This window comes from Kineococcus arenarius subsp. arenarius (assembly GCF_050871845.1).
GTDB lineage: Bacteria > Actinomycetota > Actinomycetes > Actinomycetales > Kineococcaceae > Kineococcus.
The window spans coordinates 1-23,613 of the sequence record NZ_JBJLSE010000021.1 but is presented as its reverse complement, the minus strand read 5'-3'; the positions used below and the strand labels follow the sequence as shown (position 1 = coordinate 23,613).

The following is a 23,613-nucleotide window of genomic DNA, read 5'->3' as shown; positions in this document are numbered from 1 at the left end:
CGGGCCGGGCCGGGCGGCCCGGCCCACGGCGTCGGCCGACCGCCGCGGGCGGTGGGCTCAGTGCGCGGCGCCCTCGCCGCCCTGGCCGATGAGGCCCTCCTCGCCGAGCTCGGGCCCGCACTCGACGTCCGCGGAAGCCGCGGTCTCCGCGCCGGGGTCCGGTGCGGCGGTGGGGGTCAGGGGCGCGTACGCGAAGCACGGCAGCAGCACCGGCGCCTCGACCTCGATGGTCTCCCCGGCGGACTGGAACGTCAGGGGCAGGGTCTCGCCGGCGTGGACGGGCACCTGGGGGATCTGCATCCACGCGGGCTGCTGCTCGTCGGGCCCGTCGGCGGTGGCCGCCGGCGAGGCGGTCGCGACGGCGGCCGGTGCGCCGATCTGCACGAGCTGCCCGGCGGGGATCACGAAGGTCTGGGACGGCGCCTGGGCCGCGTCCACGCCGGCGGCGTCCACGTCCGCGGAGACGGTCACCGAGGCCTCCTCGATCGAGGAGTTCACCAGGGTCACCGACACCACGCCGGGCTCGTCCAGGGCGCTCGCGACGACGAGGGCGTTGCGCACCTGCACGTCGGCCACGGTGGCGTTCTTGCCGTCGCTGGGGTCGTAGGGGCGCAGGACGACCGCGGGGGAGAAGGTCGAGCACCCCGCGACACCCAGGGTGCTCGCGACGGTGACGAGGGCGACGGCGGAGCGCTGGCGGAGCTTCACGCGTTCAGACTACCGGCAGTCGTAGCCGCCCACCCGGGTGCCGGGTGTCCTCGGGGTGTCCCCGTCCCGCCGCCCGGTCCAGCCCGCCCGGACCCGGTGCGCGGTGGGTCCCGGCGGTGCTCCCGGCGGGCGGGCGTGCGCGCGTGAAGCACGCCGATCCTGTCGTGTCAAGGGGTGCTGGAGGCCCGAGCGAGCCTCTGACCTGCGCAAACGCGGTCACGAGGGGTGTTCGGGGCTCGCTCGCCGTGGTAAGGTTGAGCTAGGGAAAGGGGTCACTTTCTATGGCTTTCACGGTCGGCGAAACGGTCGTCTACCCCCATCACGGGGCCGCACTGATCGAGGAGATCAAGACCCGCACCATCAAGGGCGAGGAGAAGCTCTACCTCGTCCTCAAGGTCGCCCAGGGCGACCTGACCATCGAGGTCCCCGCCGAGAACGTCGACCTCGTCGGCGTCCGCGACGTGGTCGGCCGCGAGGGCCTGGACCGGGTGTTCTCGGTCCTGCGCACGGCCTACGCCGAGGAGCCGACCAACTGGTCGCGCCGCTACAAGGCCAACCTCGAGAAGCTCGCCTCCGGCGACGTCATCAAGGTGGCGGAGGTCGTCCGCGACCTCTGGCGACGGGACCAGGACCGCGGCCTGTCCGCGGGGGAGAAGCGGATGCTGGCGAAGGCGCGCCAGATCCTCGTCTCCGAGCTGGCCCTGGCGGAGAACACGAACGAGGACAAGGCCGAGTCCCTCCTGGACGAGGTCCTGGCCTCCTGAGCTGCGCGCTCGTCGTCCCGGCCGCCGGCCGGGGCGAACGCCTGGGGGCGGGGGTGCCCAAGGCCCTCGTCCCCCTGGCGGGAGAACCCCTGCTGCTGCACGCCCTCCGGCGTGCGGCGGCGTCCGGCGTGGTCGACGTCGTGGTGGTGGTCGCGCCGGAGGGTGAGGAACAGCGCGTGCGGGAACTGCTCGCGCCGCTGGGGCTCGGGGACCTGCGGGTCGTCGCCGGTGGTCCAGAGCGTCAGGACTCCGTGCGTCGCGGGCTCGCCGTCCTGCCCGCCGACGTCGACGTCGTCCTGGTGCACGACGCCGCTCGCTGCCTGACCCCGCCCTCGGTGTTCCGCACCGTCGTGGCGGCCGTGCGCGGCGGTGCCGTGGCGGTGGTGCCCGCTCTCGCGGTCTCCGACACCGTCAAGCGCGTGGTGGGCGGTCGTGTGGTGGAGACCGTCGACCGCCGCGAGCTCGTCGCCGTCCAGACCCCCCAGGGCTTCTCCTGCGCCCCGCTGCGCGCCGCCCACGAGGCCGCCGCGTCGGGTGCGCCCGCGACCGACGACGCGGGGATGCTCGAGGCCCTGGGGCACGAGGTGGTCACCGTGGCGGGCGAGGACGCCGCCTTCAAGGTGACCCGGCCCGTCGACCTCGTCCTGGCCGAGGCGCTGCTGAGCGGAGGGCGCGCGTGAGCACCGGCCGGAACGGCTGGCCCCGCGTGGGCACCGGGGTGGACGTGCACCCGCTGGCGCCCGGCCGGGAGTGCCGGGTCGCGGGGCTGCTGTGGCCCGACGAGCCGCTCGGCCCCGAGGGGCACTCCGACGGCGACGTGGCCGCGCACGCCTGCGCCGACGCCCTGTTCGCCGCGAGCGGCCTGGGCGACCTCGGCGCCCACTTCGGCACGGGGCGCCCGGAGTGGGCCGGTGCCTCCGGGGCCCGGCTGCTCGCCGAGGCGGCCCGCCTGGTGCGGGCCGCCGGCTACGAGATCGGCAACGTCTCCGTGCAGGTGGTGGGGAACCGTCCCAAGATCGGCACCCGCCGCGCGGAGGCGGAGGCCGCGCTGTCGGCGGCGTGCGGTGCGCCGGTGAGCGTCTCCGGCACCACGACCGACGGTCTGGGGCTGACCGGGCGCGGGGAGGGCATCGCCGCGGTGGCGACGGCGCTCGTCGTCCCCGTCTGAACCGCGGTCCTTCCGCCCCGCGCGCCGCAGCGCGTCGAGACCCCCGCCGCGAACCCTGCGGCGGGGGCCTCGACGCGTCCGCTCAGGAGCGCTCGTGCTGGTGGGCGCCTTCCGCGGCCGCGGCGGCGGGCTGCCCCTCGGCCGCGGCGGGGTCCCGGCGCAGGGGGCTCTTCTTCGCCTCGTGCTCCTCCGTGGGGTTCTCCGGCTCGTCCGGCAGCAGCACGTGGTGCACGTAGCGCAGCACGACCGTGATGATCGCGGCCACGGGCACCGCGAGGAACGCGCCGATGATGCCGAACAGCGTGCCGCCGATGGTCACCGCCCCGATGACCACCGCCGGGTGCAGGGCGAGGGTCTTGCCCACCAGCAGCGGCTGCAGGACGTTGCCCTCCAGCTGCTGCACCAGCAGCACGATGCCCAGCACGATGAGCGCCTGCACCCAGCCGAGGGTGACGAGCGCGACCAGCGTCGCCAGGACGCCGGTCACGACGGCCCCGACGATGGGGATGAAGGCCGCGAAGAAGATCGTCACGGCCAGCGGCAGGGCGAACGGCACGCCGACGATCCACAGGCCGATGCCGATGAAGAGCGCGTCCACGAACGCCACGGCGGCCTGGGAGAGGATGTAGCCGCGGATCGTCGCCCAGACCCGGGTGCCGAGCTCGGTGGCGTGTCGGTGCGTGGTGGCGTCCAGCCAGCGGCGCGACCACGGCAGCAGGCGGTCGCCGTCGGAGAGGCAGAAGAAGGTCAGCACGAGCACCAGCAGGAACGTGATCACGCCGGAGCCGATGCCGGCCCCGACGGTCCCCAGACCGCCCACGACGCTCAGGGCGATGTTCTGCGCGTTGCTCTGCAGCTCCTGCAGGCCCTGGTTGACGAGGTTGCCGATCTCGTCGTCGCCGAGGTTGAGCGGCGGGCCGGTGACCCACTCCTGCACCTGCTCGATGCCGGCGACGGCGGAGTCGGCGACCTCCCCGGCCTGCCCGGCCACGGTGGGGATCAGGGCCGCGAAGATGCCGACGACGAGCGCCACCAGGATGAGGATCGACAGCAGCGCGGCGATCGCGCGCGGGAGCACGGCGCGCAGCACCTGCGTCAGCGGCCACAGGATCGCGCTGAGGAGCACGGCGAGCAGCAGCGGCAGCAGCAGCGACCAGCCCTTGCCGAGCAGCCACAGCAGACCGGCCACGCCGATGCCGAGGACCAGCAGGCGCAGCGCCCACTTCGCGGCCTCGGCGATGCCGCGTTCGACGACGTTCACGGTGCGGGTCGAGCCCGTTGGATCGCTCACGGGGCGATGCTCCCAGGCCCTGGGAACACCGCCACTCGTCTGCCGCGTCAGTGACCCCGGGCGATCCACTCGTCCAGGTGCGGGGCCTCGTCCCCGACGGTGGTGCTCTCCCCGTGGCCGGTGAGCACCCGCGTGTCCGGGGGCAGCTCCAGCAGCACGTCGCGGATGGAGCCGATGATCGTGCCGAAGTCGGAGAAGGAGCGCCCCGTGGCGCCGGGTCCACCGGCGAAGAGGGTGTCGCCGGTGAACACCGTGCCCAGGGCGGGGGCGTAGACGCTGACGGAGCCGGGGGTGTGCCCGGGGGTGTGCAGCACGTGCAGCTCGGCACCGGCCACGGTGACGACCTCACCGTGCACCAGGTCGGTGGTGGGGACCTGCGCGTGGGTCAGCTCCCACACCTCGCGGTCGGCCGGGTGCAGCAGCACCGGGACGCGGTGGTGCTCGGTGCTGAAGCGCTCGGCCAGCTGCGGGGCGCGGCGCACGTGGTCGTCGTGGGCGTGGGTGCACACCACGGCCAGCAGGCGCCGGTTCCCGATCGCGGTGGCGATCGCGTCGACGTCGTGGGGGGCGTCCAGGACGACGACCTCGTCGTCGTCGCCGATCAGCCAGACGTTGTTGTCGACGTCGAAGGTGTTCCCGTCCAGGCTGAAGGTGCCGGAGGTGAGCAGGTGCTCGATCCGGGCAGTGCTGCGCGCGTTCACTGGTCCATCACCACGACGCTGCGCAGCACGTCGCCGCTCTTCATGGTCGCGAACGCCTTCTCGACGTCGCCCAGCCCGATGCGTTCGGTCACGAACGCCTCCAGCGGCAGGCGCCCGTTGGCGTGCAGCTCCAGCAGCGCGGGGAAGTCCCGCTCGGGTAGGCAGTCGCCGTACCAGCTGGACTTCAACGCCCCGCCACGGCCGAAGACGTCCGCCAGCGGCACGCTCAGCTGCATCTCGGGCGTGGGCACGCCCACCAGCACCACCACCCCGGCCAGGTCGCGGGCGTAGAACGCCTGCCGCCACGTCTGCGGGCGCCCGACCGCGTCGATGACCACGTCGGCGCCGAAGGAGTCGGTGACCTCCCGCACGGCGGCCACGACACCGTCCTCGTCCAGCCCGGAGGAGTTGATCGTGTGGGTGGCGCCCAGCTGGCGCGCCCACGTCAGCTTCTTGTCGTCCAGGTCGATCGCGACGATGCGCCGTGCCCCGGCCAGCACCGCCCCGGCGATCGCCGCGCAGCCCACCCCGCCGCAGCCGATGACCGCCACGGTGTCGCCGCGGGTCACGGGGGCGGTGTTCACCGCCGCGCCGATGCCGGCCATGACCCCGCAGCCCAGCAGCCCGGCCACCGCCGGGTCGAAGGAGGTGCCGGTGCCGTCGTAGATGGAGGTGTCGATGCGGGTGGCCTGGCCCGCGGCCACCAGCGTCTTGGGCGCGAACGCGCCGATGCCCAGCGCCGGGCTCAGCGGCGTGCCGTCGCTCAGCCTCATCTGCTGGGTGGCGTTGTGCGTGTTGAAGCAGTACTGCGGGCGCCCGCGCTTGCACGCGCGGCAGGCCCCGCACACCGCGCGCCAGTTCAGCACCACGGCGTCGCCCACCGCGACGTTCGTGACGCCCTCGCCGATCGCGGCCACGGTGCCGGCGGCCTCGTGGCCCAGCAGGAAGGGGAACTCGTCGCTGATGCCGCCCTCGCGGTAGTGCAGGTCGGTGTGGCAGACGCCGCACGCGGCGACGTCCACGACCACCTCCCCGGCGATCGGTTCGGGCACCACGACGTCGGCGGTCTCGACGGGGGCGCCCTTGCTGCGGGAGACGATCGCGGGAACGGTCCAGGCCATGGCGCCGACCCTAGTGGAGGGGCCCGACGGCGGCCCCGGTGCCCGACGGCGGTCCCGGTGAGCGGACGGCGGGTCCGCGCCCGGCCGGTAGCCTGGCGGGGTGACCCTGCGCCTCCACGACAGCGCCGCCGGCGCGGTGCGCGACTTCGTCCCCCTGCGGCCCGGGCGCGTCGGCGTCTACGTCTGCGGCGCCACGCCGCAGGGCTCCCCGCACCTGGGGCACGTGCGCGCGCAGGTCGCCTTCGACGTGCTGCGCCGCTGGCTGACGGCGACGGGCCACGAGGTCACCCTGGTGCGCAACGTCACCGACATCGACGACAAGATCCTCGCCAAGGCCGCCGAGGCCGGCGTCGAGTGGTGGGCGCACGCGGCTCGCTTCGAGCGGGAGTTCTCCGCCGCCTACGACGCCCTCGGCGTGCTGCCGCCCACCGTGGAGCCGCGCGCCACCGGCCACGTGCCCGAGATGGTCGAGCTGATCGAGCGGCTGATCGAGCGCGGCCACGCCTACGCCGCCACCGACGGCTCCGGCGACGTCTACTTCGACGTCCGCTCCTGGCCGGAGTACGGCAGCCTCACCCACCAGCGGCTGGAAGACATGGAGCCGGCCGCGGACGCCGACCCCCGCGGCAAGCGCGACCCGCGCGACTTCGCGCTGTGGAAGGGCGCCAAGGCCGGCGAGCCGGCGAGCGCGTCGTGGCCGACGCCGTGGGGCCGGGGCCGTCCGGGCTGGCACCTGGAGTGCTCGGCGATGGCCGGGCGCTACCTGGGCGAGCGCTTCGACGTGCACGGCGGTGGTCTGGACCTGCGCTTCCCGCACCACGAGAACGAGCAGGCGCAGTCGCGCGCCGCCGGCGACGGCTTCGCGGACTACTGGCTGCACAACCACTTCGTGACGATGGCCGGCGAGAAGATGAGCAAGTCGCTGGGCAACGTCCTGGGGATTCCCACCCTGCTGCGCGAGCACCGCGCGGTGGTGCTGCGCTACTACCTCGTCTCGGCGCACTACCGCACCGCCCTGGAGTACTCCGCCACCTCCCTGGTGGAGGCGGAGGCGGCGTACTCGCGCCTGGAGGGGTTCGTGCACCGTGCCGCCGAGCGGCTGGGTCCGGAGGCCCCCGTGGGGGAGGTGGCGCCGGAGTTCGCCGCCGCGATGGACGACGACCTGGCCACCCCGGCGGCGCTGGCGTCGCTGCACGAGGCGGCGCGGCACGGCAACCAGGCGCTGGCCGACGGCGACGAGACGGCGTCGCGCACGGCCCTCGGCCGGGTGCGTGCCGGCCTCGGGGTGCTGGGGCTGGACCCGCTGAGCGAGCCGTGGGTCTCTCGGGCGGGCACCTCGGACGCGGCGCGCGACGCGCTGGACGTCCTGGTGCGCGCCCGACTGGAGGAGCGCGCGGCCGCCCGCGCCGCGCGCGACTTCGCGACCGCCGACGCGGTGCGCGACTCCCTCAAGGACGCGGGCATCGTGATCGAGGACACGCCCACCGGAGCCCGGTGGTCGTTGGAGGGTGAGCAGTAGTGGCGGGCAACTCCCGGCGCCGAGGCGCTGTCAGCAAGGGCAAGAAGGGCCCCACCATCGGCACGGGCGGGAAGAACCGCCGCGCGCTGGAGGGCAAGGGCCCCACGCCGAAGGCGACCGAGCGCACCAACCACCCGGCCGCGGCGCGCGCGGCGAAGGCTGCGCACCGGGCGGCGACGGCGAACCCGCGCCCCGGTGGCCGTCCCCCGGTGCGGCGCACCGTGAAGAAGACCGGTGAGACCGAGTGGATCGCGGGCCGCAACTCCATCGTGGAGGCGCTGCGCGCACGGCTGCCGATCACGGGCCTGTACGTGGCGGCGCGCATCGACTCCGACGACCGCGTCCGGGAGATCCTCGCCGCCGCCGGTGACCGCGGCATCCCGCTGCTGGAGGCCTCCCGCGCCGACCTGGACCGCTTCACCGAGGGTGCGGTGCACCAGGGCGTGGCGGCATCGGTCCCGCCGTACGACTACGCCCACCCGCAGGACCTGCTGGACCGCGCCGCGGACGCCGGCCGCCCGCCGCTGGTGGTGGCGCTGGACGGGGTGACGGACCCGCGCAACCTCGGCGCGGTGGTGCGCTCGGTGGCCGCGTTCGGCGGGCACGGCGTCGTGGTGCCCGAGCGCCGCGCGGCGGGGATGACGGCCTCGGCGTGGAAGACGTCGGCGGGCGCTGCGGCGCGGGTGCCGGTGGCGCGGGCGACGAACCTGACGCGCGCCCTGCAGGAGTACAAGGACGCCGGCCTGTTCGTCGTGGGCCTGGACGCCGACGGCGACGTCTCGCTGCCCGAGCTGCGGCTGGCCGACGGCCCGATCGTGGTGGTCGTCGGCGCCGAGGGCGCGGGGCTCTCGCGCCTGGTGCGCGAGACGTGCGACCAGGTGGTGAGCATCCCGATGGCCGCTGCGGTGGAGTCCCTCAACGCGGGCGTCGCGGCGGGCATCGCCCTGTACGAGGTCTCCCGCCACCGCTGACCCGCTACCCCCTCCGGGGCGGAAACCATGGTTTCCGCCCCGGACGGGGGAGCGACGAGGGCGGAAACCATGGTTTCCGCCGGGGAACGGCGCCGTCTCCCCAGGGCGGTGACCGCGGGCGACATCCCCAAGGAGCGCGTGCGCCGCGGTGGGGGAGCAGCGCGGGCGCGGACGGTGGTCCCGTGCTCCCACGTACGTCTTCGCGCCAGCGGTCCCAGGCGCCTTCGCTGCCGCGTGTCTTCCTCGGCCGGCAGGCGGTGGAAGCCGGAGTCCTGAGCGAGAAGCAGTTGCGCGGCCCGAGGGTGCAGCGAGTCGTCCGTGGCGTCTACGCGCCGGCTCTGGTGCCGCTGACGCACGCGCTGCGGGTCGAGGCGGTGGGCCTGCTGCTGCCGCCGGGAGCGGCCGTCACCGGGCGGTCCCAGGCCACCGTCCTCGGCGTGCCCCTCGCCCGCGCGCGGGACGAGGTGGAGGTCCTGCTGCCCGCCCCGGGGCGCTGGACGATGCCTGCCGGGGTGCGCGTCCGGCAAGCGTGCACCGTGGAACTGGAGAGCACCTGGAACGGCGTACCCCTCGTGAGCGCGGAGCGCATGGCGTTCGACGTGTGTTCCCGCACTCCGAAGCCCGAGGGGGTCGCCGGTCTGGACCAGTTGGCGCGAGGCGGTCTGCTGGACCCGGTCCGGTTCCAGCAGTGGTTGGAGGACGTCCACGACCCGTACGTCGTGCCCGCCCGGGCGGCGGCGACGATGTGCGATCCCCGGGCTGAGTCCCCGCAGGAGTCCCGGGTGCGGGTGCTGTGCCGGGACGCCGGGCTGGACGTCGTCCCAGCCGTGGAGGTGCGCGACGCCGCGGGTCGCTTCGTGGCGAGGGTCGACCTGGCCCTCGAGGAGTTCCGGGTCGCCGTGGAGTACGACGGCGCGTGGCACGCGCTGCGCGAGGAGCTGGAACGGGACCGCCGACGCCTGAGGGCTCTGCGGGACGCCGGCTGGGAGGTGGTGCACGTGACCGCTGAGACGCTGAGGGAACCCGGCGCCGTCGTCGACGCGGTGCGCCGTGCTGTCGCCCGCCAGAACCGCACCGCCTGACACCGCCCCCTTCCCTCTTCCCGGGCGGAAACCACCCTTTCCGCCCCAGGAGGGCCCTCTCTGGGGCGGAAAGGGTGGTTTCCGCGGGGACGGGGTGTTCGGCAGATGGTCGCCGGGAGTTCGCCGGTGCGCCGTGATCACCTCGTAGCGTGCGCGTTCGTCCACTCCCGTGACCCCCCCGACGACGGAGGACCTCGTGCGCCGTTCCGCCACCACCCTGCTCGCCAGCCTCGGCGGTGCCCTGCTGCTGCCGCTGACCGCCACCGCGGCCGGTGCCACCACGCTGCCCGCCGACCCCGGCGCGGCCCCCGCGCCCGCGCCGGCCGTGCAGTCGCTGCCGCAGGCCCACGCCCACAACGACTACGAGCACGAGCGCCCCCTGCTGGACGCCCTGGACCACGGGTTCACCAGCGTCGAGGCCGACGTCTACCTGGTGGACGGCGAGCTCCTCGTCGCCCACGACTCCTGGGACCTCGACCCCGCCCGCACCCTGCGGTCGCTGTACCTGGACCCGCTGGCCGGGATCGTCGCGGAGAACGGCGGCAGCGTGTACGGCGACGGCGAGCAGGTCCAGCTCCTCATCGACATCAAGAGCGACGCGGTCGCCACGTACGAGGCCCTGGACGCGGTCCTGGCCGAGTACGACGGCCGCGACGCGGGCCTGTTCACCACGTACGAGCTGACCGCGGACGGCTACGACGGCGAGGACGGCGCGGTCAGCGCCGTCGTCTCCGGGAACCGGCCGGTGGACCTCATGGCCCGCCAGCAGGTGCGCCACGCCGGTTACGACGGCCGCTCCGGCGATCTGGCCAGCGGCGCGGACCCCGACTTCATGCCCCTGATCAGCGACAACTGGAGCAACCTGTTCACCTGGCAGGGCGTGGGTGAGATGCCGGAGGACGAGCGCACCCGGTTGCACGACTTCGTCGAGGCGGCGCACCTGGCCGGCCGCGAAGTCCGCTTCTGGGCCACCCCGGACACCCCCGGTCCCGAGCGCGAAGCGGTGTGGCGCGAGCTGGTCGCCGCCCACGTCGACCAGATCAACACCGACGACCTCGCGGCGCTGCGCGACTTCCTGCTGGCGGTGCAGGCGGAGCAAGCGGCGGCCTGAACCCGCTCGTGCGGCGCTCCCCGGCGGGGAGCGCCGCACGGCGCGTCAGCGCGCGTCAGACGTGGTCGCGCCAGGAGTGCTGCGGCTCGAACCCCAGCAACCGGCGCGCCTTGTCGATGCTCAGCAGCGTCTCGTGCTCGCCGAGCTGCCCGCGCACCTCCACGCCCGGGTACACCTCGGCCATCAGCTCCGCCGAGGAGCGGCTCATCACGGTGTCGGCGTTGGCGACGATGAACACCTCCACACCGGGACCGGTGCGCTGCAGCGAGCGGCGCACGGCCTGGGCGCCGTCGCGGGCGTCGATGTAGCCCCACAGGTTCCACTTGCGCAGGTGCGGGTCGGCGTCGAAGGACGGGAACTGCGCGTAGTCCTCCACGTGCATGACGTTGGAGAAGCGCAGGCCCGTCATCGTCAGCTGCGGCTCCCAGCGGCAGAAGTGGTGCGCCATCTCCTCCTCCAGCGCCTTGACGAGGGAGTACGTGGACTCCGGGCGGACCCGGTACTCCTCGTCCAGCGGCGCGTACGGCGGGGGAGCGGCGTCGAACGGCAGCCCCAGCAGGGTCTCGCTGGAGGCCCACACCACGTTGCGGATCCCGGCGGCGCGGGCGGCGTCGAACACGTTCCACGTCGCGGCGGAGTTGTTGCGGAACGTCGCGGAGTTGCTCACCAGCCCTGGGGCCGGGACCGCCGCCAGGTGCACGACGGCGTCGAGGGGGCCGGGGCGCTCGTCGGTGCGACCGGCGAGCGCCTCCACGACCTGCCCGTGGTCGGTCAGGTCGATGCGCAGGAACTGCGCGTCGTCACCGGCCCGCAGCGTCGGCGGTCGCACCTGGTCCAGCGCGAGCACCGACCAGCCGTTCTCCAGCAGGTCGCGCAGCACGACCTGACCCAGCTTGCCGGCGGCACCGGTCAGCGCGACACGGGGCTTGTCGGTGGGCAACGTCGTCCTCCAGGGGTGTGGTTCAGCGTTCCGCGATGACGCGGATGGACTGCGTGTCGACGCCGAGGACGGCGCGCTCGTCGGGCTTGCTCGGCAGGACGCTCGCCACGTAGGAGTGCACGGCCTCGTCGAGGCCGACGTCGCGGCCGGCCCGCTCGGACAGGTACCAGCGGTGCTCCAGGACCTCGTGGAACAGCTCGGCGGCCTCCAGCTTGCCGCGCATCTCGCGCGGCACGGCGCGCTGCACGGGCTCGAAGACCTCCGCCATCCAGTCGTGGGCGACGATCTCCTCGTCCTCGTTCTGGCGGTCGACGGCCGCCATGTAGGAGTCGAGGTCGTTGAGCAGGCGGCGCGCCTGGTTCTCCTCGGCGTCCAGGCCGGTCAGGCGCAGCAGGCGGCGGGAGTGGTGGCCGGCGTCGACGACCTTCGGCTCGATGCGCACGCTGGTGCCGTCGATGTCCGTGGTGATGGCGAGCTCGCCGACGTCGAAGCCGAGGTCGTTCAGGCGGCGGATGCGGGCCTCGACGCGCCAGCGCTCACCGCGCTCGAAGGACTCCGGCTCGGTCAGCTCGGACCACAGGGCGCGGTAGCGGGAGATGATGCGGTCGGAGATGTTGAGGACCTCGTCCATGTCCACCTCCAGCGCGCCGCTGGCGACGACGTCCATGAGCTCGCCGGCGATGTTGGTGCGCGCGACGTCGAGGTCGTACTCGCGCTGCCCGGTGGACAGCTCGTCGTAGAGCTCACCGGTCTCGGCGTCCACGAGGTAGGCGGCGAAGGCGCCGGCGTCGCGGCGGAACAGCGTGTTCGACAGCGAGACGTCGCCCCAGTAGAAACCGGTGAGGTGCAGCCGGACGAGGAGGACGGCGAGGGCGTCGACGGCGCGCTTGGCGGTGCTGGGGCGCAGCGTCTGGCTGTACAGGGCGCGGTAGGGCAGGGAGTACTGCAGGTGCCGGGTGACGAGCACCGAGTTCAGGGGTTCGCCGTCGCGGCCGACGCGGCCGGTGATGACGGCGACGGGCAGGACCGAGGGCACCTCGAGCCGGTTGAGCATGCGCAGCATCCGGTACTCGCGGTGGGCGATCTCCGCGTTGGTCTCCTTCACGGCGAGCACCCGGTTGCCCAGCTTCACGAACCGCACGACGTGCCGGGAGATGCCCCGGGGCAGCGCGGCGAGGTGCTCGTCGGGCCACTCCTCCAGCGGGACGTCCCACGGCAGGTCCAGCAGGTCGGGGTAGGGCCGAGCCGCGGTGATCTGCAGCGAGGTGGTGGTGGGCGCGCTCACGCTGGCCATCCTCTCTCACGCGGTGCCGGGGCGTCTCGTCCCCGCACGCGAGGACGGGCCGCCACCCCGCGTGCGGGGGTGGCGGCCCGTCCGTGGTCGCGCTGGGGGATCAGGCGCCCAGGCGCTCGCCGGAGTGCTGGTCGAACAGGTGCACGTGGCCCGCCTTGGGGGTGAAGTGCACCGTGGAGCCCTTCTCCGGGGGACGGCGGCCGTCGACGCGGGCGATGACCTGGTGGTCCTCCTTGCCCGGCTGGGCCAGGGAGCCGTAGATGTACGCGTCCGCGCCGAGCTCCTCGACGACGTCGACGCGCACCGGCAGGCCGCGGTCGGACAGCTCCAGGTCCTCCGGGCGCACGCCCAGGGTGAGCTTGTCGCCCGTGCCGGCCAGCGCGGTGCGCTCCACCGGGTGCACGGAGTCGCCCAGGCGCACGCCGCCGTCGGTGACGTCCAGGGTGAGCAGGTTCATGGCCGGGGAGCCGATGAACCCGGCCACGAACACGTTGTTCGGGTGGTCGTACATGCGGCGGGGGGTGTCGACCTGCTGCAGGACGCCGTCCTTGAGGACCGCGACGCGGTCGCCCATCGTCATGGCCTCGACCTGGTCGTGGGTGACGTAGACGGTGGTGACGGCCAGGCGCCGCTGCAGGGAGGCGATCTGGGTGCGGGTCTGCACGCGCAGCTTGGCGTCCAGGTTCGACAGCGGCTCGTCCATGAGGAAGACCTGCGGCTGGCGCACGATGGCGCGGCCCATGGCCACGCGCTGGCGCTGACCGCCGGAGAGGGCCTTGGGCTTGCGGGTCAGGTACGGCTCGAGGTCGAGGATCTTGGCCGCCTCCTGCACGCGGCGCTTGATCTCGTCCTTGGGGGTGCCGGCGATCTTCAGGGCGAAGCCCATGTTGTCGGCGACCGTCATGTGCGGGTAGAGCGCGTAGTTCTGGAACACCATCGCGATGTCGCGGTCCTTCGGGGGGACCGTGGTGACGTCGCGGTCGCCGATGAGGATGCGCCCGCCGTTGACGTCCTCCAGGCCCGCGAGCATGCGCAGCGAGGTGGACTTCCCGCAGCCGGAGGGGCCGACCAGCACGAGGAACTCGCCGTCCTCGACGTGCAGGTCGAGCGCGTCCACAGCGGGCCTGTCGCCGCCGGGGTAGATGCGGGTCGCCTTGTCGAACGTGACCGTGGCCATCGTCTCAGTCCTTCCACCGGCAGGTACGTGCCGGACGATCCGTAGTGGAACGGACCCGGTCGCTGCTGCTCCCGGGCGGTGTGCAGTTGTGACCGGCGCGGCGGGTGTCCCGCGGGCCGACGGGCCCGGGGGGAGTCGCCCGCGACTCCGACCGCCGCGGCGCCGTCGCCTGCGTGGTCGCGGCGTCGCGGTGCCCCGGATACTGCACCACGTCCCCGCACGGGGCAAGGACTGTGAGCAGCGACACACCCGGACGGGTCCGCCGGGCCACCGGGCGGGATGGCGCGCGGCCCGCGCGGCGTTGAGCACGGTGGACGCTGCGGCGTCCGGGGGACAGCCGGTGCCCCTGTCACGGGCTCCCCTCGCCCTGGAGGACACTCCCTACCGTGGACCTGGAAGAGACCAAGCTGCCCGGCGTGGGGCTGCGGCACGACTTCACCACCGCGCGCGGACGCCGCATCGGCGTGATCTCCACGCGCGGCGGCGAGCGCGAACTGCTCGTCTACTCGCAGGACGACCCCGACGCCTGCCACTCCGTGGTGGACCTCGACCCCGACGAGGCCGAGGTCCTGGCCGAGCTGCTCGGCCAGCCCCGCGTCATCGAGCGCCTCGCCCGCCTGCGCGAGCAGATCGAGGGCCTGGCCACCGAGGGCGTCTACGTCGAGCCCGGTTCGCCCTACGAGGGCCGGACCCTCGCCGACGCCGCCATCCGCACCCGCACCGGCGCCTCCGTCGTGGCCCTCGTGCGCGACGGCGAGGTCATCCCCTCCCCGGCGCCCTCCCAGCGCTTCCGGGCGGGTGACAAGATCGTGGTCGTCGGCACCCAGGAGGGCGTGCGCGCCACCGCCGAGGTGCTGGCGAAGGGCTGACGCAGGACGGGCCGCAGGGCCCTCGGACACGGGAAGGCGGCTGGTCGGGGAGTGCACGCCGCGGCTCTGCTCATCGAGCTCGGCGCGATCATCGTGGGTCTCGGCATCGTCGGGCGCCTCGCGGGGCGCCTGGGCATCTCCCCCGTGCCGCTGTACCTGCTGGCGGGGCTGGCCTTCGGCACGGGCGGGGTGCTCCCCCTGCACGCCCCCGAGGGGTTCCTGGAGGCCGCCTCCCAGATCGGCGTCGTCATGCTCCTGCTCCTGCTGGGGCTGGAGTACTCCGCGGACGACCTGCTGGGCAACCTCAAGCGCCAGGCCCCGGTGGGCGTCCTGGACCTCGTCCTCAACGGCCTGCCCGGTGCGGTGGCCGGCCTGCTGCTGGGCTACGGGCCCGTCGGGGCGCTGGCGATGTTCGGCATCACGGCCGTCAGCTCCTCCGGCATCGTCGCCAAGGTGCTCGCCGACACCGGCCGCCTGGGCAACCGCGAGACCCCCGGCGTGCTCGGCATCCTCGTGCTGGAGGACCTCGGCATGGCCGTGTACCTGCCGGTCCTCACGGCGGTGCTCGCCGCCTCGGGGGTCTGGCAGGCCACCGGCTCGGTCCTCATCGCCCTGGCGTGCCTGGCCGTGGCGCTGTTCGTGGCCCTGCGGTGGGGCTCGCACGTGTCCCGGTTCGTCTCCGCCGGCAGCGCCGAGGTGACGCTGCTGCGGGTGCTGGGCCTGGCCCTGCTGGTGGCCGGCCTCGCCGAGGCGGTGCACGTGTCCGCCGCCGTCGGCGCGTTCCTCCTGGGCATCAGCCTGTCCAGCGACCTCGAGGAGGAGGCGCACCGCTCCCTGGAGCCGCTGCGCGACCTGTTCGCCGCGGTCTTCTTCGTCTCCTTCGGTCTGACCACCGACCCGACCAGCCTGCCGCCGGTGCTCCTGCCCGCCCTGGCGCTCGTCGTCCTCGGCGTCGCCACCAAGCTCGTCACCGGCTGGGTCGCCGCCCGCCGCATCGGCATCGCGGTGCCCGGGCGCATCCGCGCCGGCGCCGCGCTGATCCCCCGCGGGGAGTTCTCCATCGTCATCGCCGGTCTGGCCACCGCCGGCGGGCTGGACCCGCAGCTGGCGGCGCTGGCGGCCGCCTACGTGCTGGCCATGGCGGTGCTGGGGCCGGTCCTGGCCCGCTACGCCGACCCCTTCGGGCGCTGGTGGGTGCGCAGGCAGCGCGAACGGGCAGCGGCCGTCACCGTCCGCTGAGCCCACCGGGCGGGCGCGGGGCTCAGCGAGCGCGCAGGTCCGCCAGCCGCGTCAGCAGCACCGCCACGTCCTGCGGCGAGCCCACCCGCCGGGCCGCCGCGGTGTCGCCGTCGCCGACCTTCACCGTCAGGTCCCCGGCGTCGGGGGACAGCACGGCGAAGGCGTCCTCGTCGGTGACGTCGTCCCCGGCGAACAGGACGGCCTCCACGGGGGCCCCGTCGGCCGACAGCCGTTCGCGCAGGCGCCGCAGACCGGCGCCCTTGCCCAGTTCCACGGCCCCCAGCTCCACGACCTCCTTGCCGCGCAGGGCGTGCACCCCCGGCAGCGCCCCCGGCCCGGTCAGCGCCCGCTCGGTGACCTCCGCGGCGACGTCGCGCGCGGCGCGGCGGGTGTGCAGCACCGCCGACATCGGCTTGCGCTCCACGTGCACGCCCTCGCGGCCGGCCGCCAGGGCCTCCAGCTCCTCGACCAGGCGGGCCAGCAGCGCCGCCCGCTCCGGCGGCAGCGGCGGCGCGTCCCCGTCGAGGGAGGACTGGGTGCCGTGCCCGCCGACCAGCAGCACGCCCTCCGGCGGCTGCGCGCAGGCGCGCAGGTCGTCCAGCGCGCGGCCGGACACCAGCGCCACGTCCGTCGTGGCGACCAGGCGCGCCAGCGCCGCCGAGGACTCCGGCAGCGCCCGGGCCGCAGACGGCTCGTCCACGATGGGGGACAGCACGCCGTCGAAGTCCAGGGCCACCAGCACCCGCCCGCGGGCGGCGAAGGCCTCCAGCGCGCCGGCCAGCCCGGCGTCCAGCTCGGCGCCGGGCCCGCTCACGCCGACGCCTCCGCGCTGGCCGCCACCTCCGCGGCGGTGCCGCGCGGATCGGGGGCGTGCTGGGCCAGCGCCTCCAGGAACGAGGCCGCCCAGCGCTGCACGTCGTGGTCGCCCACCCGCCGGCGCAGGGCCCGCATCCGCCGGCCCGCCTCGCGCGGGGGCATCCGCAGCGCCCGCAGCACCGCGTCCTTCAGCCCGTCGATGTCGTGCGGGTTCACCATCAGGGCCTGCCCGCCCAGCTCGTCGGCGGCGCCGGTGAACTCGCTGAGCACCAGCACGCCGCGCTCGTCGTGGCGCGAGGCCACGTACTCCTTGGCCACGAGGTTCATGCCGTCGCGCAGGGCGGTCACGAGCATGACGTCGGCCGCCAGGTACAGCGCCGCCATCTCCTCGCGCCCGTAGGAGTGGTGCAGGTAGTGCACGGCGGTGTGCGCGATGGTCGAGTGGGTGCCGTTGATGCGACCGACGGTCACCTCCACGTCCTGGCGCAGCTGCACGTACTGCTCCACGCGCTCGCGGCTGGGGGTGGCGACCTGGACCAGGGAGGCCTCGGCGACGTCGACGCGCCCGTCGTCCAGCAGCTCCTCGAAGGCCTTCAGCCGGTGCAGGATCCCCTTGGTGTAGTCCAGGCGGTCGATGCCCAGCAGCAGGTGCTCGGGGTCGCCCAGGTCGCGGCGGATCTCCGCGGCGCGCGCCTTGACGTCCTCGCGCTGGGCCAGCTCGTCCAGGGCGCGGAAGTCGATGGAGATGGGGAACGAGGCCGCCCGCACCTCGCGGCCGCCCTCGGCGTCCAGCCGGATGCGGCCGGCGCGCGCCGGCAGGTTGCTGGCCCGGCGGCAGGCGCGGGCGAAGTTGTTGGCGTCCGCGGCGCGCTGGAAACCCACCAGGTCCGCGCCGAGCAGGCCGTCGATGATCGCCTTGCGCCAGGGCAGCTGGGCGAAGATCTCGAACGGGGGGAAGGGGATGTGGTTGAAGAACCCGATCTGCAGGTCGGGCCGGCGCTGCCGCAGCATCCGCGGCACCAGCTGCAGCTGGTAGTCCTGCACCCACACCGTGGCGCCCTGCGCGGCCTGCACGGCGGCCGCCTCCGCGAACCGCTCGTTGACCCGCACGTAGGCCTCCCACCAGCTGCGGTGGTAGCCGGGGGCGACGATGACGTCGTGGTACAGCGGCCACAGGGTGCCGTTCGAGAAGCCCTCGTAGTACTCCTCGACCTCCTCCTCGGACAGGGGGATCGGCACGCACCGCACGCCCTCCGCGTCGAAGGGCTCGGGGGCCTCGTCGCCGGCGCCGCCGGCCCAGCCGACCCACGCGCCGTCCTCGCGCTTCATGACGGGTTCGAGGGCCGTGACCAGACCACCGGGGCTGCGCCGCCAGGACGTCGAGCCGTCGGGTTCCTCGACGCGGTCCACGGGGAGCCGGTTGGCCACCACCACCAGGTCGTAGTCGCCGGGCATGGGGATGATCCTCCTCGGGGTCGCTGCGGCCGACCCTACCCGCAAGGTCACGGACGGACCCGTCCACGATCCGTCCACGGTCCCCGCACGGGGTGCGCGCAGGGCGTCCACGAGCCGCCGCGCAGGGCGGTGACGTGCCTCGACGGGGGTGTCGCCGGACCTCTTCCGGACGCGGTGCCTGCCGTACCGTGGGGACGTGGTCACCCCCTTCCCGCGCTCCCCGGACGCGGCGCCGGTGCGCCCCGGGGGCCTGCCCGAGGACCACCGCCGCGACGGCACCGGGGAACGCCCCGGGGACGGCGCCGGGTGGCGGGGCGGCGAGCCCCGCGCCGCGGGTGCCGCCCCGTCGGCCGACCCGCGCACGCCGGTCACCGGCTGGCGGCCCGCCGCACCCGCCCCCCACACCCCCGCCCCGGGCGACCGGCTCGGCGGCTACCGCCTGGACCGGGTGGTCGGCGAGGGCGGCATGGGCGTGGTGTGGCTGGCGCTGGACGCCGAGCACCGCGCGGTCGCGCTGAAGGTCCTCAAGCCGCACATCGCGGCCGACCCCGACGCCCGCGCCCGCCTGGCGCGCGAGGTCCAGACCCTGGAGCGGGTGCGCTCGCCCCACGTCGCCGAGGTCATCAGCGCCGACGTCGACTCCCCGTGGCCGCACCTGGTGACGCGCTACGTGCCCGGCCCCTCGCTGGAGGCCGTGGTCTCCTCGCGCGGGCCGCTGCGCGGCGGGCGCCTGCGCGACCTGGGCCACGGCCTGGCCGAGGCGCTGCGGGCCATCCACGCCGCCGGCGTGGTGCACCGCGACCTCAAGCCCAGCAACGTGCTGGTGCTGGACGGCGCCCCCGTCGTCATCGACTTCGGCATCGCGCACGTCGCCGACGACGTGCGGCTGACCTCCACGGGCCTGGTCATGGGGACCCCCGGGTACCTGTCCCCGGAGGTCGTGGCCGGCGGACGGGTGTCCACCGCGACCGACTGGTGGGGCTGGGCCGCCACCGTCGCCTACGCCGCCAGCGGCCGCCCGCCGTTCGGGTCCGGCCCCATGGAGGTCGTCCTGGACCGGGTGCGCCGCGCCGACGTCGACCTGACGGGGGTGCCCGCGGACCTGCGCGGTCCGCTGCTGGCGGCGCTCGCGGTGAACCCCGCGCACCGCCCCGACCCGGAGCAGCTGCTGCGCGCCCTGGACGGCGCCACCACCGGCCCGCAACCGGGCGCCGTCGACCCGCAGGACGCCGCGGGGGCGGCGTGGACGAGCGTGGTGCCCCCGCCGTCGGCACCGCCGGCCGCACGGCCGGGGTCGCGCTTCGACGCGCTCATCGGGCCGGACCCGACCGCGCCGGAGACGACCGTCCTGCCCGCCGCGGCGCCGGCCGCCCCGCAGCCGCCCGCCTCGTCCTCCCCGCAGCACCTCCCGGGGTACCCGGACCTGCCGGCGGACTCCACGCGCGTGCTGCCTCCGGTGGCGCCGCCCACCACCCCGGTGCCGCAGCCGCCGGCGCGCCCCGGGGTCCGGCAGGCGCCGCGCGGCTGGATCCCGCAGGTGCCCGGTCCCGGTCCCGTCCAGCCGCCCGCCGGCCCTGGCGGGCCCGCACCGGTCCCCGCCCCGCAGGGCCGGCCCGCCGGGCAGGAACCGCCGCGGGGCGCCGGCGCCCGGACGGGCACGAACGGGCAGCCGGCGCGCCCGCAGCGCACCTGGACCCTCTTCGCGGGACTGCTGGCCCTGGTCGGCGTCTTCGCCGTCGCGCCCACCGCGGGCGTGGTCGTCGCGTTCGCGGGCGGGGTGCTGGCGCGCACGGTGGACCGCGCCTCCTCGGCGCTGTTCCGCCGCCGGTGGGAGGCCGGGCCCCGCTCCACGGACGCGCTGGCGGTGACGGCCGGCGTCCCGTGGCACCTGCTGCGGGCCGCGGTCTCCACCGCCTTCGCCTCGGTGGTGCCGCTGCTGGTCGGCCTCAGCGTGGTCTTCATCGGCGGCGCCGTGGCCGGCTGGCCGGTGGGTGCCGAGCCGGGCTCACCGCGCCTGCTGGCCCTGGGCGGGCTGGCGGGCACCCTCGTGGCGTGGTTCGGGCCGGGCAGTCGCTCCCTGCAGCGGGGGACGCGCACCGCGGTGCGCTCGTGCCTGCGCGGCGAGCGCGAGACGGGCGTCGCGATCGGCGTGCTGCTGCTGGTGGCCCTGGCCGCCACCGTCATGGTGCTGCAGGGCGGGTCCCCGGACTGGCGCCCGCTGTCGCAGTCGCCGTTCGACTGGCTCCAGTAGCCCCGGGCCGCGGGCGCGGCCCGGGCTCTGAGCCCAGCGGCGGGGTGCTCTCGCGCAGCAGCACCCGGCCGCGCACCTGCTCCACGCGCCGGTGCGCGGCGGGCTCCTCCACCAGGTCGAAGGCGCGCCCGCCGATCTCCGCCAGCGGCAGCTGCACCGTCGTCAGCGCCGGGCTGACGTCGCGCAGCGTGGGGATGTCGTCGAACCCGGCCACCGCCACGTCCCCGGGGACGTCCAGCCCGGCGTCGCGCACCGCCGCCATCGCACCGACCGCCATGACGTCGTTGGCGGCCAGCACGCACGGCGGCCGCCCGTCCGTGCGCGGCAGCCCGCCAGCCAGCACCTCGCTCAGCGCCCCGTACGCCCCGTCGCGGGTGAAGGCGCACTCCAGGTCCAGCAGCGGCGGCAGGCCGTGCGCGGCCAGCGCGGCGCGGAAACCGGCGCTGCGGTCCACCGCGGTGGACACCTGGCGCGGGCCCGCCAGCAGCACGAACTCCCGGTACCCCAGGCCCACCAGCTCCTCGGCCAGCCGGCGCGCGTCGTCGTGGTTGTCGATGAGCACCGTGTCCACGCCCAGCACGTCCTGGGTGACGGCGGCGACCCGGCCACCGTCGGCGCGGAACGCGTTGAGCTCCTCGCGCAGCGCCAGCGTGGACGCGTCGTCCTGCCAGCGGCTGCCCGCCAGCAGCACCGCCCGCACCCGCTGGCGCCGCAGCGCCGTGACGTGGGCGACCTCGGTGGCCGCCGAGGCGCCCGTCACCGCGAGCGTCACGATGACGTCGGAGGGGGCCGCGCGCTGCATCACCCCGGCCGCGATGGTCGAGAAGTAGGGGTCGGCGATGTCGTGCACCACCAGGCCCACGATGTTCGAGCGGCCCCGCGCCATCGCCTGCGCCTGCGCGTTGGGGGAGTAGTCCAGCTGTGCCGCCGCCGCGAGGACCTTCTCGCGCAGCGCCTCACCGACCACGCGGGTGCTGCCGTTCAGCACGCGCGAGGCCGTGGCCAGCGACACCCCCGCCTCGCGGGCGACGTCGTGCAGCGTCACCACGCCGGAGGCGGGTGCGCGGCGCGCACGGCGCCTGACGACCCGGTCGGTGCTCGGCGTGGCTTGCGGCTCCTGCGACACGGCACCCATCCTGCCGTGCCGGGAGCCGTCAGAGGAGGTCCGCGTACCGCTCGGGGTGCCGGCGCACGTGCAGGCGCACGAAGGAGCACGCCGGGACGAGGCGCAGGCCGCGCTCGCGCACGTCCTGCAGCGCGGCGTCGACGAGGGCGCTGGCCAGCCCCTCGTCCTGGTGCTCGGGCACCACCTCGGTGTGCACGAACGCCAGCGCGGTGCCGCGGTCGGTCTCCTGGGGCACGTAGTCGGCCAGCGCCACCAGCTCGCCGTCCAGGCGCCCCTCGTAGCGGTGGGCGCTCTCGTGGTGGGTGACGGCGAGGCGGGCGGCGGGGTCGTTCGGGGGAGTGCTCACGGGCTGGGGAACGCCCCGGGGGCTGACGGGCTTCCCCGGCGCGGGTAGCGTCGTGTCCCGCCGGGTCCTTACAACGTTGGAGGAATCAGTGTCCGCACCCGTTCCCGTGAGCGCCGTCGTCGACCTGGACGTCGCCGGCCCCACGATCAACCCCCACGTCTACGGGCACTTCGCCGAGCACCTGGGGCGGTGCATCTACGAGGGCTTCTACGTCGGGGAGGACTCCGACATCCCCAACGAGGGGGGCATCCGCCTGGACGTCGTCGAGGCCCTCAAGGCCCTGGACATCCCGAACCTGCGCTGGCCGGGCGGCTGCTTCGCCGACGAGTACCACTGGATGAACGGCATCGGTCCCAAGCAGGACCGCCCGCGCATGGTGAACACCCACTGGGGCGACGTGGAGGAGAACAACCACTTCGGCACCCACGAGTTCATGGCCCTGTGCGAGCTGCTGGGCACCGAGCCGTACGTCTCCGGCAACGTGGGCTCGGGCACTGTGCGGGAGATGAGCGAGTGGGTGGAGTACCTCACCCGCCGCGGCGACTCCCCGATGGCGCGGCTGCGGAAGGAGAACGGCCGCGAGGAGCCCTGGAAGGTGAAGTTCTGGGGCATCGGCAACGAGGCCTGGGGCTGCGGCGGCAACATGACCGCCGAGCAGTTCGCCGAGCAGGCCCGCACGTTCGCCACCTACTGCCGCGACCAGGACGACAACCGGCTGTACCGGATCGCCGCCGGCGCCAGCGACGACGACTACGGCTGGACCGAGGCGCTGATGAAGACCGTCAGCGGCCTGGGCGGCAAGGGCGTCGAGGAGCGCCACGGGCACGCGCCCATCCAGGCCGTCTCGTTCCACTACTACACGTGGACCGGGCCGACCTGGGACCAGAAGGGCTCGGCGACGCAGTTCGGCACCGACGACTACTACCGCACCATGCTCAAGGCGCAGGGCATGGAGCGCGTCCTCGGCGGCCACGCGCGCGTCATGGACGCCTACGACCCGGACAAGCGGATCGGTCTCGTCTGCGACGAGTGGGGCACCTGGTTCGACGTCGAGCCCGGCACGAACCCGGGGTTCCTGTACCAGCAGAACACCCTGCGCGACGCGCTGGTCGCCAGCCTGCACTTCGACGTGTTCCACCGCTTCGCGGACCGCCTCGTCATGACGAACATCGCCCAGACCGTCAACGTGCTGCAGGCGGTGGTCCTCACCGACGGCGCCGACCTCGTCCTGACGCCGACGTACCACGTGTTCCGGATGAACCGCCGCCACCAGGGCGCCGCGTCGCTGGCGGTGCACCTGCGCGAGGACGCCCCCGCGCGCGACGTCGACGGCGAGCAGCTGCGCACCTTCTCCGCCTCCGCGTCCGTCCGCGACGACGTGGCCCTGCTGTCGCTGACGAACCTGGACGCCGAGGCGCCCGTCACCCTCACCGTGGACCTGCGCGGCCGCACCGTCGGCGAGCCCACCGGTGAGGTCCTCACCGCCGCGGACCTGACCGCGCACAACGTGCCGGGGCAGGCGACGGCGGTTGAACCGCGCGCCCTCGACGGCGTCCGCGTGGAGGGCTCCACCCTGACCGTGGAGCTGCCGCCGCACTCCTTCGCGACGGTGCAGCTGCCGCTGGTGGGCTGAGCCCCGCCGGTTCCCCGTCCGCCGGCGGACG

Annotated in this window: 22 protein-coding genes; 11 read left to right on the top strand and 11 right to left on the bottom strand. The window is 74.8% G+C overall.

Features of this window, described 5'->3' with window-relative positions:
* Positions 1 to 57 precede the first annotated feature (57 nt).
* Positions 58 to 708, bottom strand: a complete 651-nt coding sequence (locus ACRYM0_RS07715) for a hypothetical protein (RefSeq protein WP_432503712.1) — start codon at positions 706 to 708, stop codon at positions 58 to 60.
* 281 nt (positions 709 to 989) lie between these two features.
* Between ACRYM0_RS07715 and ACRYM0_RS07710 the strand changes: the two genes are divergently transcribed.
* From ACRYM0_RS07710 to ispF, 3 genes are read left to right on the top strand one after another with little or no spacing between them, the layout of a single operon-like run.
* Entirely contained in the window at positions 990 to 1,472 is a 483-nt protein-coding gene (locus ACRYM0_RS07710) for a CarD family transcriptional regulator (protein WP_167581000.1), read from the top strand.
* A 53-nt stretch (positions 1,473 to 1,525) separates the two neighbouring features.
* Positions 1,526 to 2,152: a 2-C-methyl-D-erythritol 4-phosphate cytidylyltransferase gene (gene ispD, locus ACRYM0_RS07705; RefSeq protein WP_432503710.1), complete on the top strand. Its 627-nt coding sequence runs from the start codon at positions 1,526 to 1,528 to the stop codon at positions 2,150 to 2,152.
* Entirely contained in the window at positions 2,149 to 2,640 is a 492-nt protein-coding gene (ispF, locus tag ACRYM0_RS07700) for a 2-C-methyl-D-erythritol 2,4-cyclodiphosphate synthase (RefSeq protein ID WP_432503707.1), read from the top strand. The genes ispD and ispF overlap by 4 nt, the downstream gene beginning before the upstream one ends.
* An 82-nt stretch (positions 2,641 to 2,722) precedes the next feature.
* Here ispF and ACRYM0_RS07695 read toward each other — a convergent pair whose 3' ends face one another.
* From ACRYM0_RS07695 to ACRYM0_RS07685, 3 genes are read right to left on the bottom strand one after another with little or no spacing between them, the layout of a single operon-like run.
* The gene (locus tag ACRYM0_RS07695; RefSeq protein WP_432503705.1) at positions 2,723 to 3,931 is read right to left on the bottom strand and encodes an AI-2E family transporter; all 1,209 of its coding nucleotides are present in this window, start codon (positions 3,929 to 3,931) and stop codon (positions 2,723 to 2,725) included.
* 47 nt (positions 3,932 to 3,978) lie between these two features.
* Positions 3,979 to 4,632 (bottom strand): MBL fold metallo-hydrolase, encoded by a 654-nt coding sequence (locus ACRYM0_RS07690; protein WP_432503703.1) that lies wholly within the window; start codon positions 4,630 to 4,632, stop codon positions 3,979 to 3,981.
* Positions 4,629 to 5,753 carry an S-(hydroxymethyl)mycothiol dehydrogenase gene (locus ACRYM0_RS07685; protein WP_432503701.1) on the bottom strand — a complete coding sequence of 375 codons (1,125 nt, stop codon included), beginning with the start codon at positions 5,751 to 5,753 and terminating at the stop codon, positions 4,629 to 4,631. The genes ACRYM0_RS07690 and ACRYM0_RS07685 overlap by 4 nt, the downstream gene beginning before the upstream one ends.
* Positions 5,754 to 5,853: 100 nt before the next feature.
* On the opposite strand from ACRYM0_RS07685, the gene cysS reads away from it, so the two are divergent.
* The 4 genes from cysS (at position 5,854) to ACRYM0_RS07665 (ending at position 10,436) form a co-directional block, all read left to right on the top strand.
* Positions 5,854 to 7,272, top strand: coding sequence for a cysteine--tRNA ligase (gene cysS / locus ACRYM0_RS07680; protein WP_432503699.1), 1,419 nt, complete (start codon positions 5,854 to 5,856; stop codon positions 7,270 to 7,272).
* On the top strand, positions 7,272 to 8,243 hold the full coding sequence (gene rlmB, locus ACRYM0_RS07675) for a 23S rRNA (guanosine(2251)-2'-O)-methyltransferase RlmB (protein ID WP_432503697.1): 972 nt from the start codon (positions 7,272 to 7,274) through the stop codon (positions 8,241 to 8,243). The genes cysS and rlmB overlap by 1 nt, the downstream gene beginning before the upstream one ends.
* A 257-nt stretch (positions 8,244 to 8,500) precedes the next feature.
* On the top strand, positions 8,501 to 9,325 hold the full coding sequence (locus tag ACRYM0_RS07670) for a DUF559 domain-containing protein (RefSeq protein ID WP_432503695.1): 825 nt from the start codon (positions 8,501 to 8,503) through the stop codon (positions 9,323 to 9,325).
* A gap of 247 nt (positions 9,326 to 9,572) precedes the next feature.
* The gene (locus ACRYM0_RS07665) at positions 9,573 to 10,436 is read left to right on the top strand and encodes a phosphatidylinositol-specific phospholipase C/glycerophosphodiester phosphodiesterase family protein (RefSeq protein WP_432503764.1); all 864 of its coding nucleotides are present in this window, start codon (positions 9,573 to 9,575) and stop codon (positions 10,434 to 10,436) included.
* Between the two features lie 55 nt (positions 10,437 to 10,491).
* Here the strand turns inward: ACRYM0_RS07665 and ACRYM0_RS07660 are convergent, their stop codons facing one another.
* The 3 genes from ACRYM0_RS07660 to ACRYM0_RS07650 form a co-directional block, all read right to left on the bottom strand.
* Positions 10,492 to 11,376 carry an NAD-dependent epimerase/dehydratase family protein gene (locus tag ACRYM0_RS07660; protein WP_432503692.1) on the bottom strand — a complete coding sequence of 295 codons (885 nt, stop codon included), beginning with the start codon at positions 11,374 to 11,376 and terminating at the stop codon, positions 10,492 to 10,494.
* Between the two features lie 22 nt (positions 11,377 to 11,398).
* Positions 11,399 to 12,661 (bottom strand): DUF4032 domain-containing protein, encoded by a 1,263-nt coding sequence (locus ACRYM0_RS07655; RefSeq protein ID WP_432503690.1) that lies wholly within the window; start codon positions 12,659 to 12,661, stop codon positions 11,399 to 11,401.
* Positions 12,662 to 12,770: 109 nt separating this feature from the next.
* Positions 12,771 to 13,847, bottom strand: coding sequence for an ABC transporter ATP-binding protein (locus ACRYM0_RS07650; protein ID WP_432503688.1), 1,077 nt, complete (start codon positions 13,845 to 13,847; stop codon positions 12,771 to 12,773).
* A 386-nt stretch (positions 13,848 to 14,233) separates the two neighbouring features.
* Between ACRYM0_RS07650 and ACRYM0_RS07645 the strand changes: the two genes are divergently transcribed.
* Together ACRYM0_RS07645 and ACRYM0_RS07640 are read left to right on the top strand one after the other, a co-directional pair.
* Positions 14,234 to 14,716, top strand: a complete 483-nt coding sequence (locus tag ACRYM0_RS07645) for a cation:proton antiporter regulatory subunit (RefSeq protein ID WP_432503686.1) — start codon at positions 14,234 to 14,236, stop codon at positions 14,714 to 14,716.
* 51 nt (positions 14,717 to 14,767) lie between these two features.
* Complete coding sequence (locus ACRYM0_RS07640; RefSeq protein WP_432503684.1) at positions 14,768 to 15,955, top strand: cation:proton antiporter; 1,188 nt, start codon at positions 14,768 to 14,770, stop codon at positions 15,953 to 15,955.
* Positions 15,956 to 15,977: 22 nt separating this feature from the next.
* Here the strand turns inward: ACRYM0_RS07640 and otsB are convergent, their stop codons facing one another.
* Together otsB and ACRYM0_RS07630 are read right to left on the bottom strand one after the other, a co-directional pair.
* Positions 15,978 to 16,769, bottom strand: a complete 792-nt coding sequence (gene otsB, locus ACRYM0_RS07635; RefSeq protein WP_432503682.1) for a trehalose-phosphatase — start codon at positions 16,767 to 16,769, stop codon at positions 15,978 to 15,980.
* Positions 16,766 to 18,226 (bottom strand): alpha,alpha-trehalose-phosphate synthase (UDP-forming), encoded by a 1,461-nt coding sequence (locus tag ACRYM0_RS07630; protein WP_432503680.1) that lies wholly within the window; start codon positions 18,224 to 18,226, stop codon positions 16,766 to 16,768. The genes otsB and ACRYM0_RS07630 overlap by 4 nt, the downstream gene beginning before the upstream one ends.
* A gap of 196 nt (positions 18,227 to 18,422) precedes the next feature.
* Between ACRYM0_RS07630 and ACRYM0_RS07625 the strand changes: the two genes are divergently transcribed.
* Positions 18,423 to 20,477: a protein kinase domain-containing protein gene (locus ACRYM0_RS07625; RefSeq protein WP_432503678.1), complete on the top strand. Its 2,055-nt coding sequence runs from the start codon at positions 18,423 to 18,425 to the stop codon at positions 20,475 to 20,477.
* Here ACRYM0_RS07625 and ACRYM0_RS07620 read toward each other — a convergent pair.
* Both ACRYM0_RS07620 and ACRYM0_RS07615 read right to left on the bottom strand, forming a co-directional pair.
* Positions 20,407 to 21,525 (bottom strand): LacI family DNA-binding transcriptional regulator, encoded by a 1,119-nt coding sequence (locus ACRYM0_RS07620; RefSeq protein WP_432503763.1) that lies wholly within the window; start codon positions 21,523 to 21,525, stop codon positions 20,407 to 20,409. The two genes, ACRYM0_RS07625 and ACRYM0_RS07620, sit on opposite strands and share 71 nt — an antisense overlap.
* A gap of 106 nt (positions 21,526 to 21,631) precedes the next feature.
* The gene (locus ACRYM0_RS07615) at positions 21,632 to 21,949 is read right to left on the bottom strand and encodes a GNAT family N-acetyltransferase (RefSeq protein WP_432503676.1); all 318 of its coding nucleotides are present in this window, start codon (positions 21,947 to 21,949) and stop codon (positions 21,632 to 21,634) included.
* 88 nt (positions 21,950 to 22,037) lie between these two features.
* On the opposite strand from ACRYM0_RS07615, the gene ACRYM0_RS07610 reads away from it, so the two are divergent.
* Positions 22,038 to 23,582: an alpha-N-arabinofuranosidase gene (locus ACRYM0_RS07610; protein WP_432503674.1), complete on the top strand. Its 1,545-nt coding sequence runs from the start codon at positions 22,038 to 22,040 to the stop codon at positions 23,580 to 23,582.
* Positions 23,583 to 23,613: the final 31 nt, after the last annotated feature.

Coding starts and splice junctions, on each gene's coding strand:
- ACRYM0_RS07710 (WP_167581000.1), top strand. CDS start 990: ATGGCTTTCACGGTCGGCGAAACGGTCGTCTACCCCCATCACGGGGCC.
- ACRYM0_RS07685 (WP_432503701.1), bottom strand. CDS start 5,753: ATGGCCTGGACCGTTCCCGCGATCGTCTCCCGCAGCAAGGGCGCCCCC.
- ACRYM0_RS07650 (WP_432503688.1), bottom strand. CDS start 13,847: ATGGCCACGGTCACGTTCGACAAGGCGACCCGCATCTACCCCGGCGGC.
- ACRYM0_RS07630 (WP_432503680.1), bottom strand. CDS start 18,226: ATGCCCGGCGACTACGACCTGGTGGTGGTGGCCAACCGGCTCCCCGTG.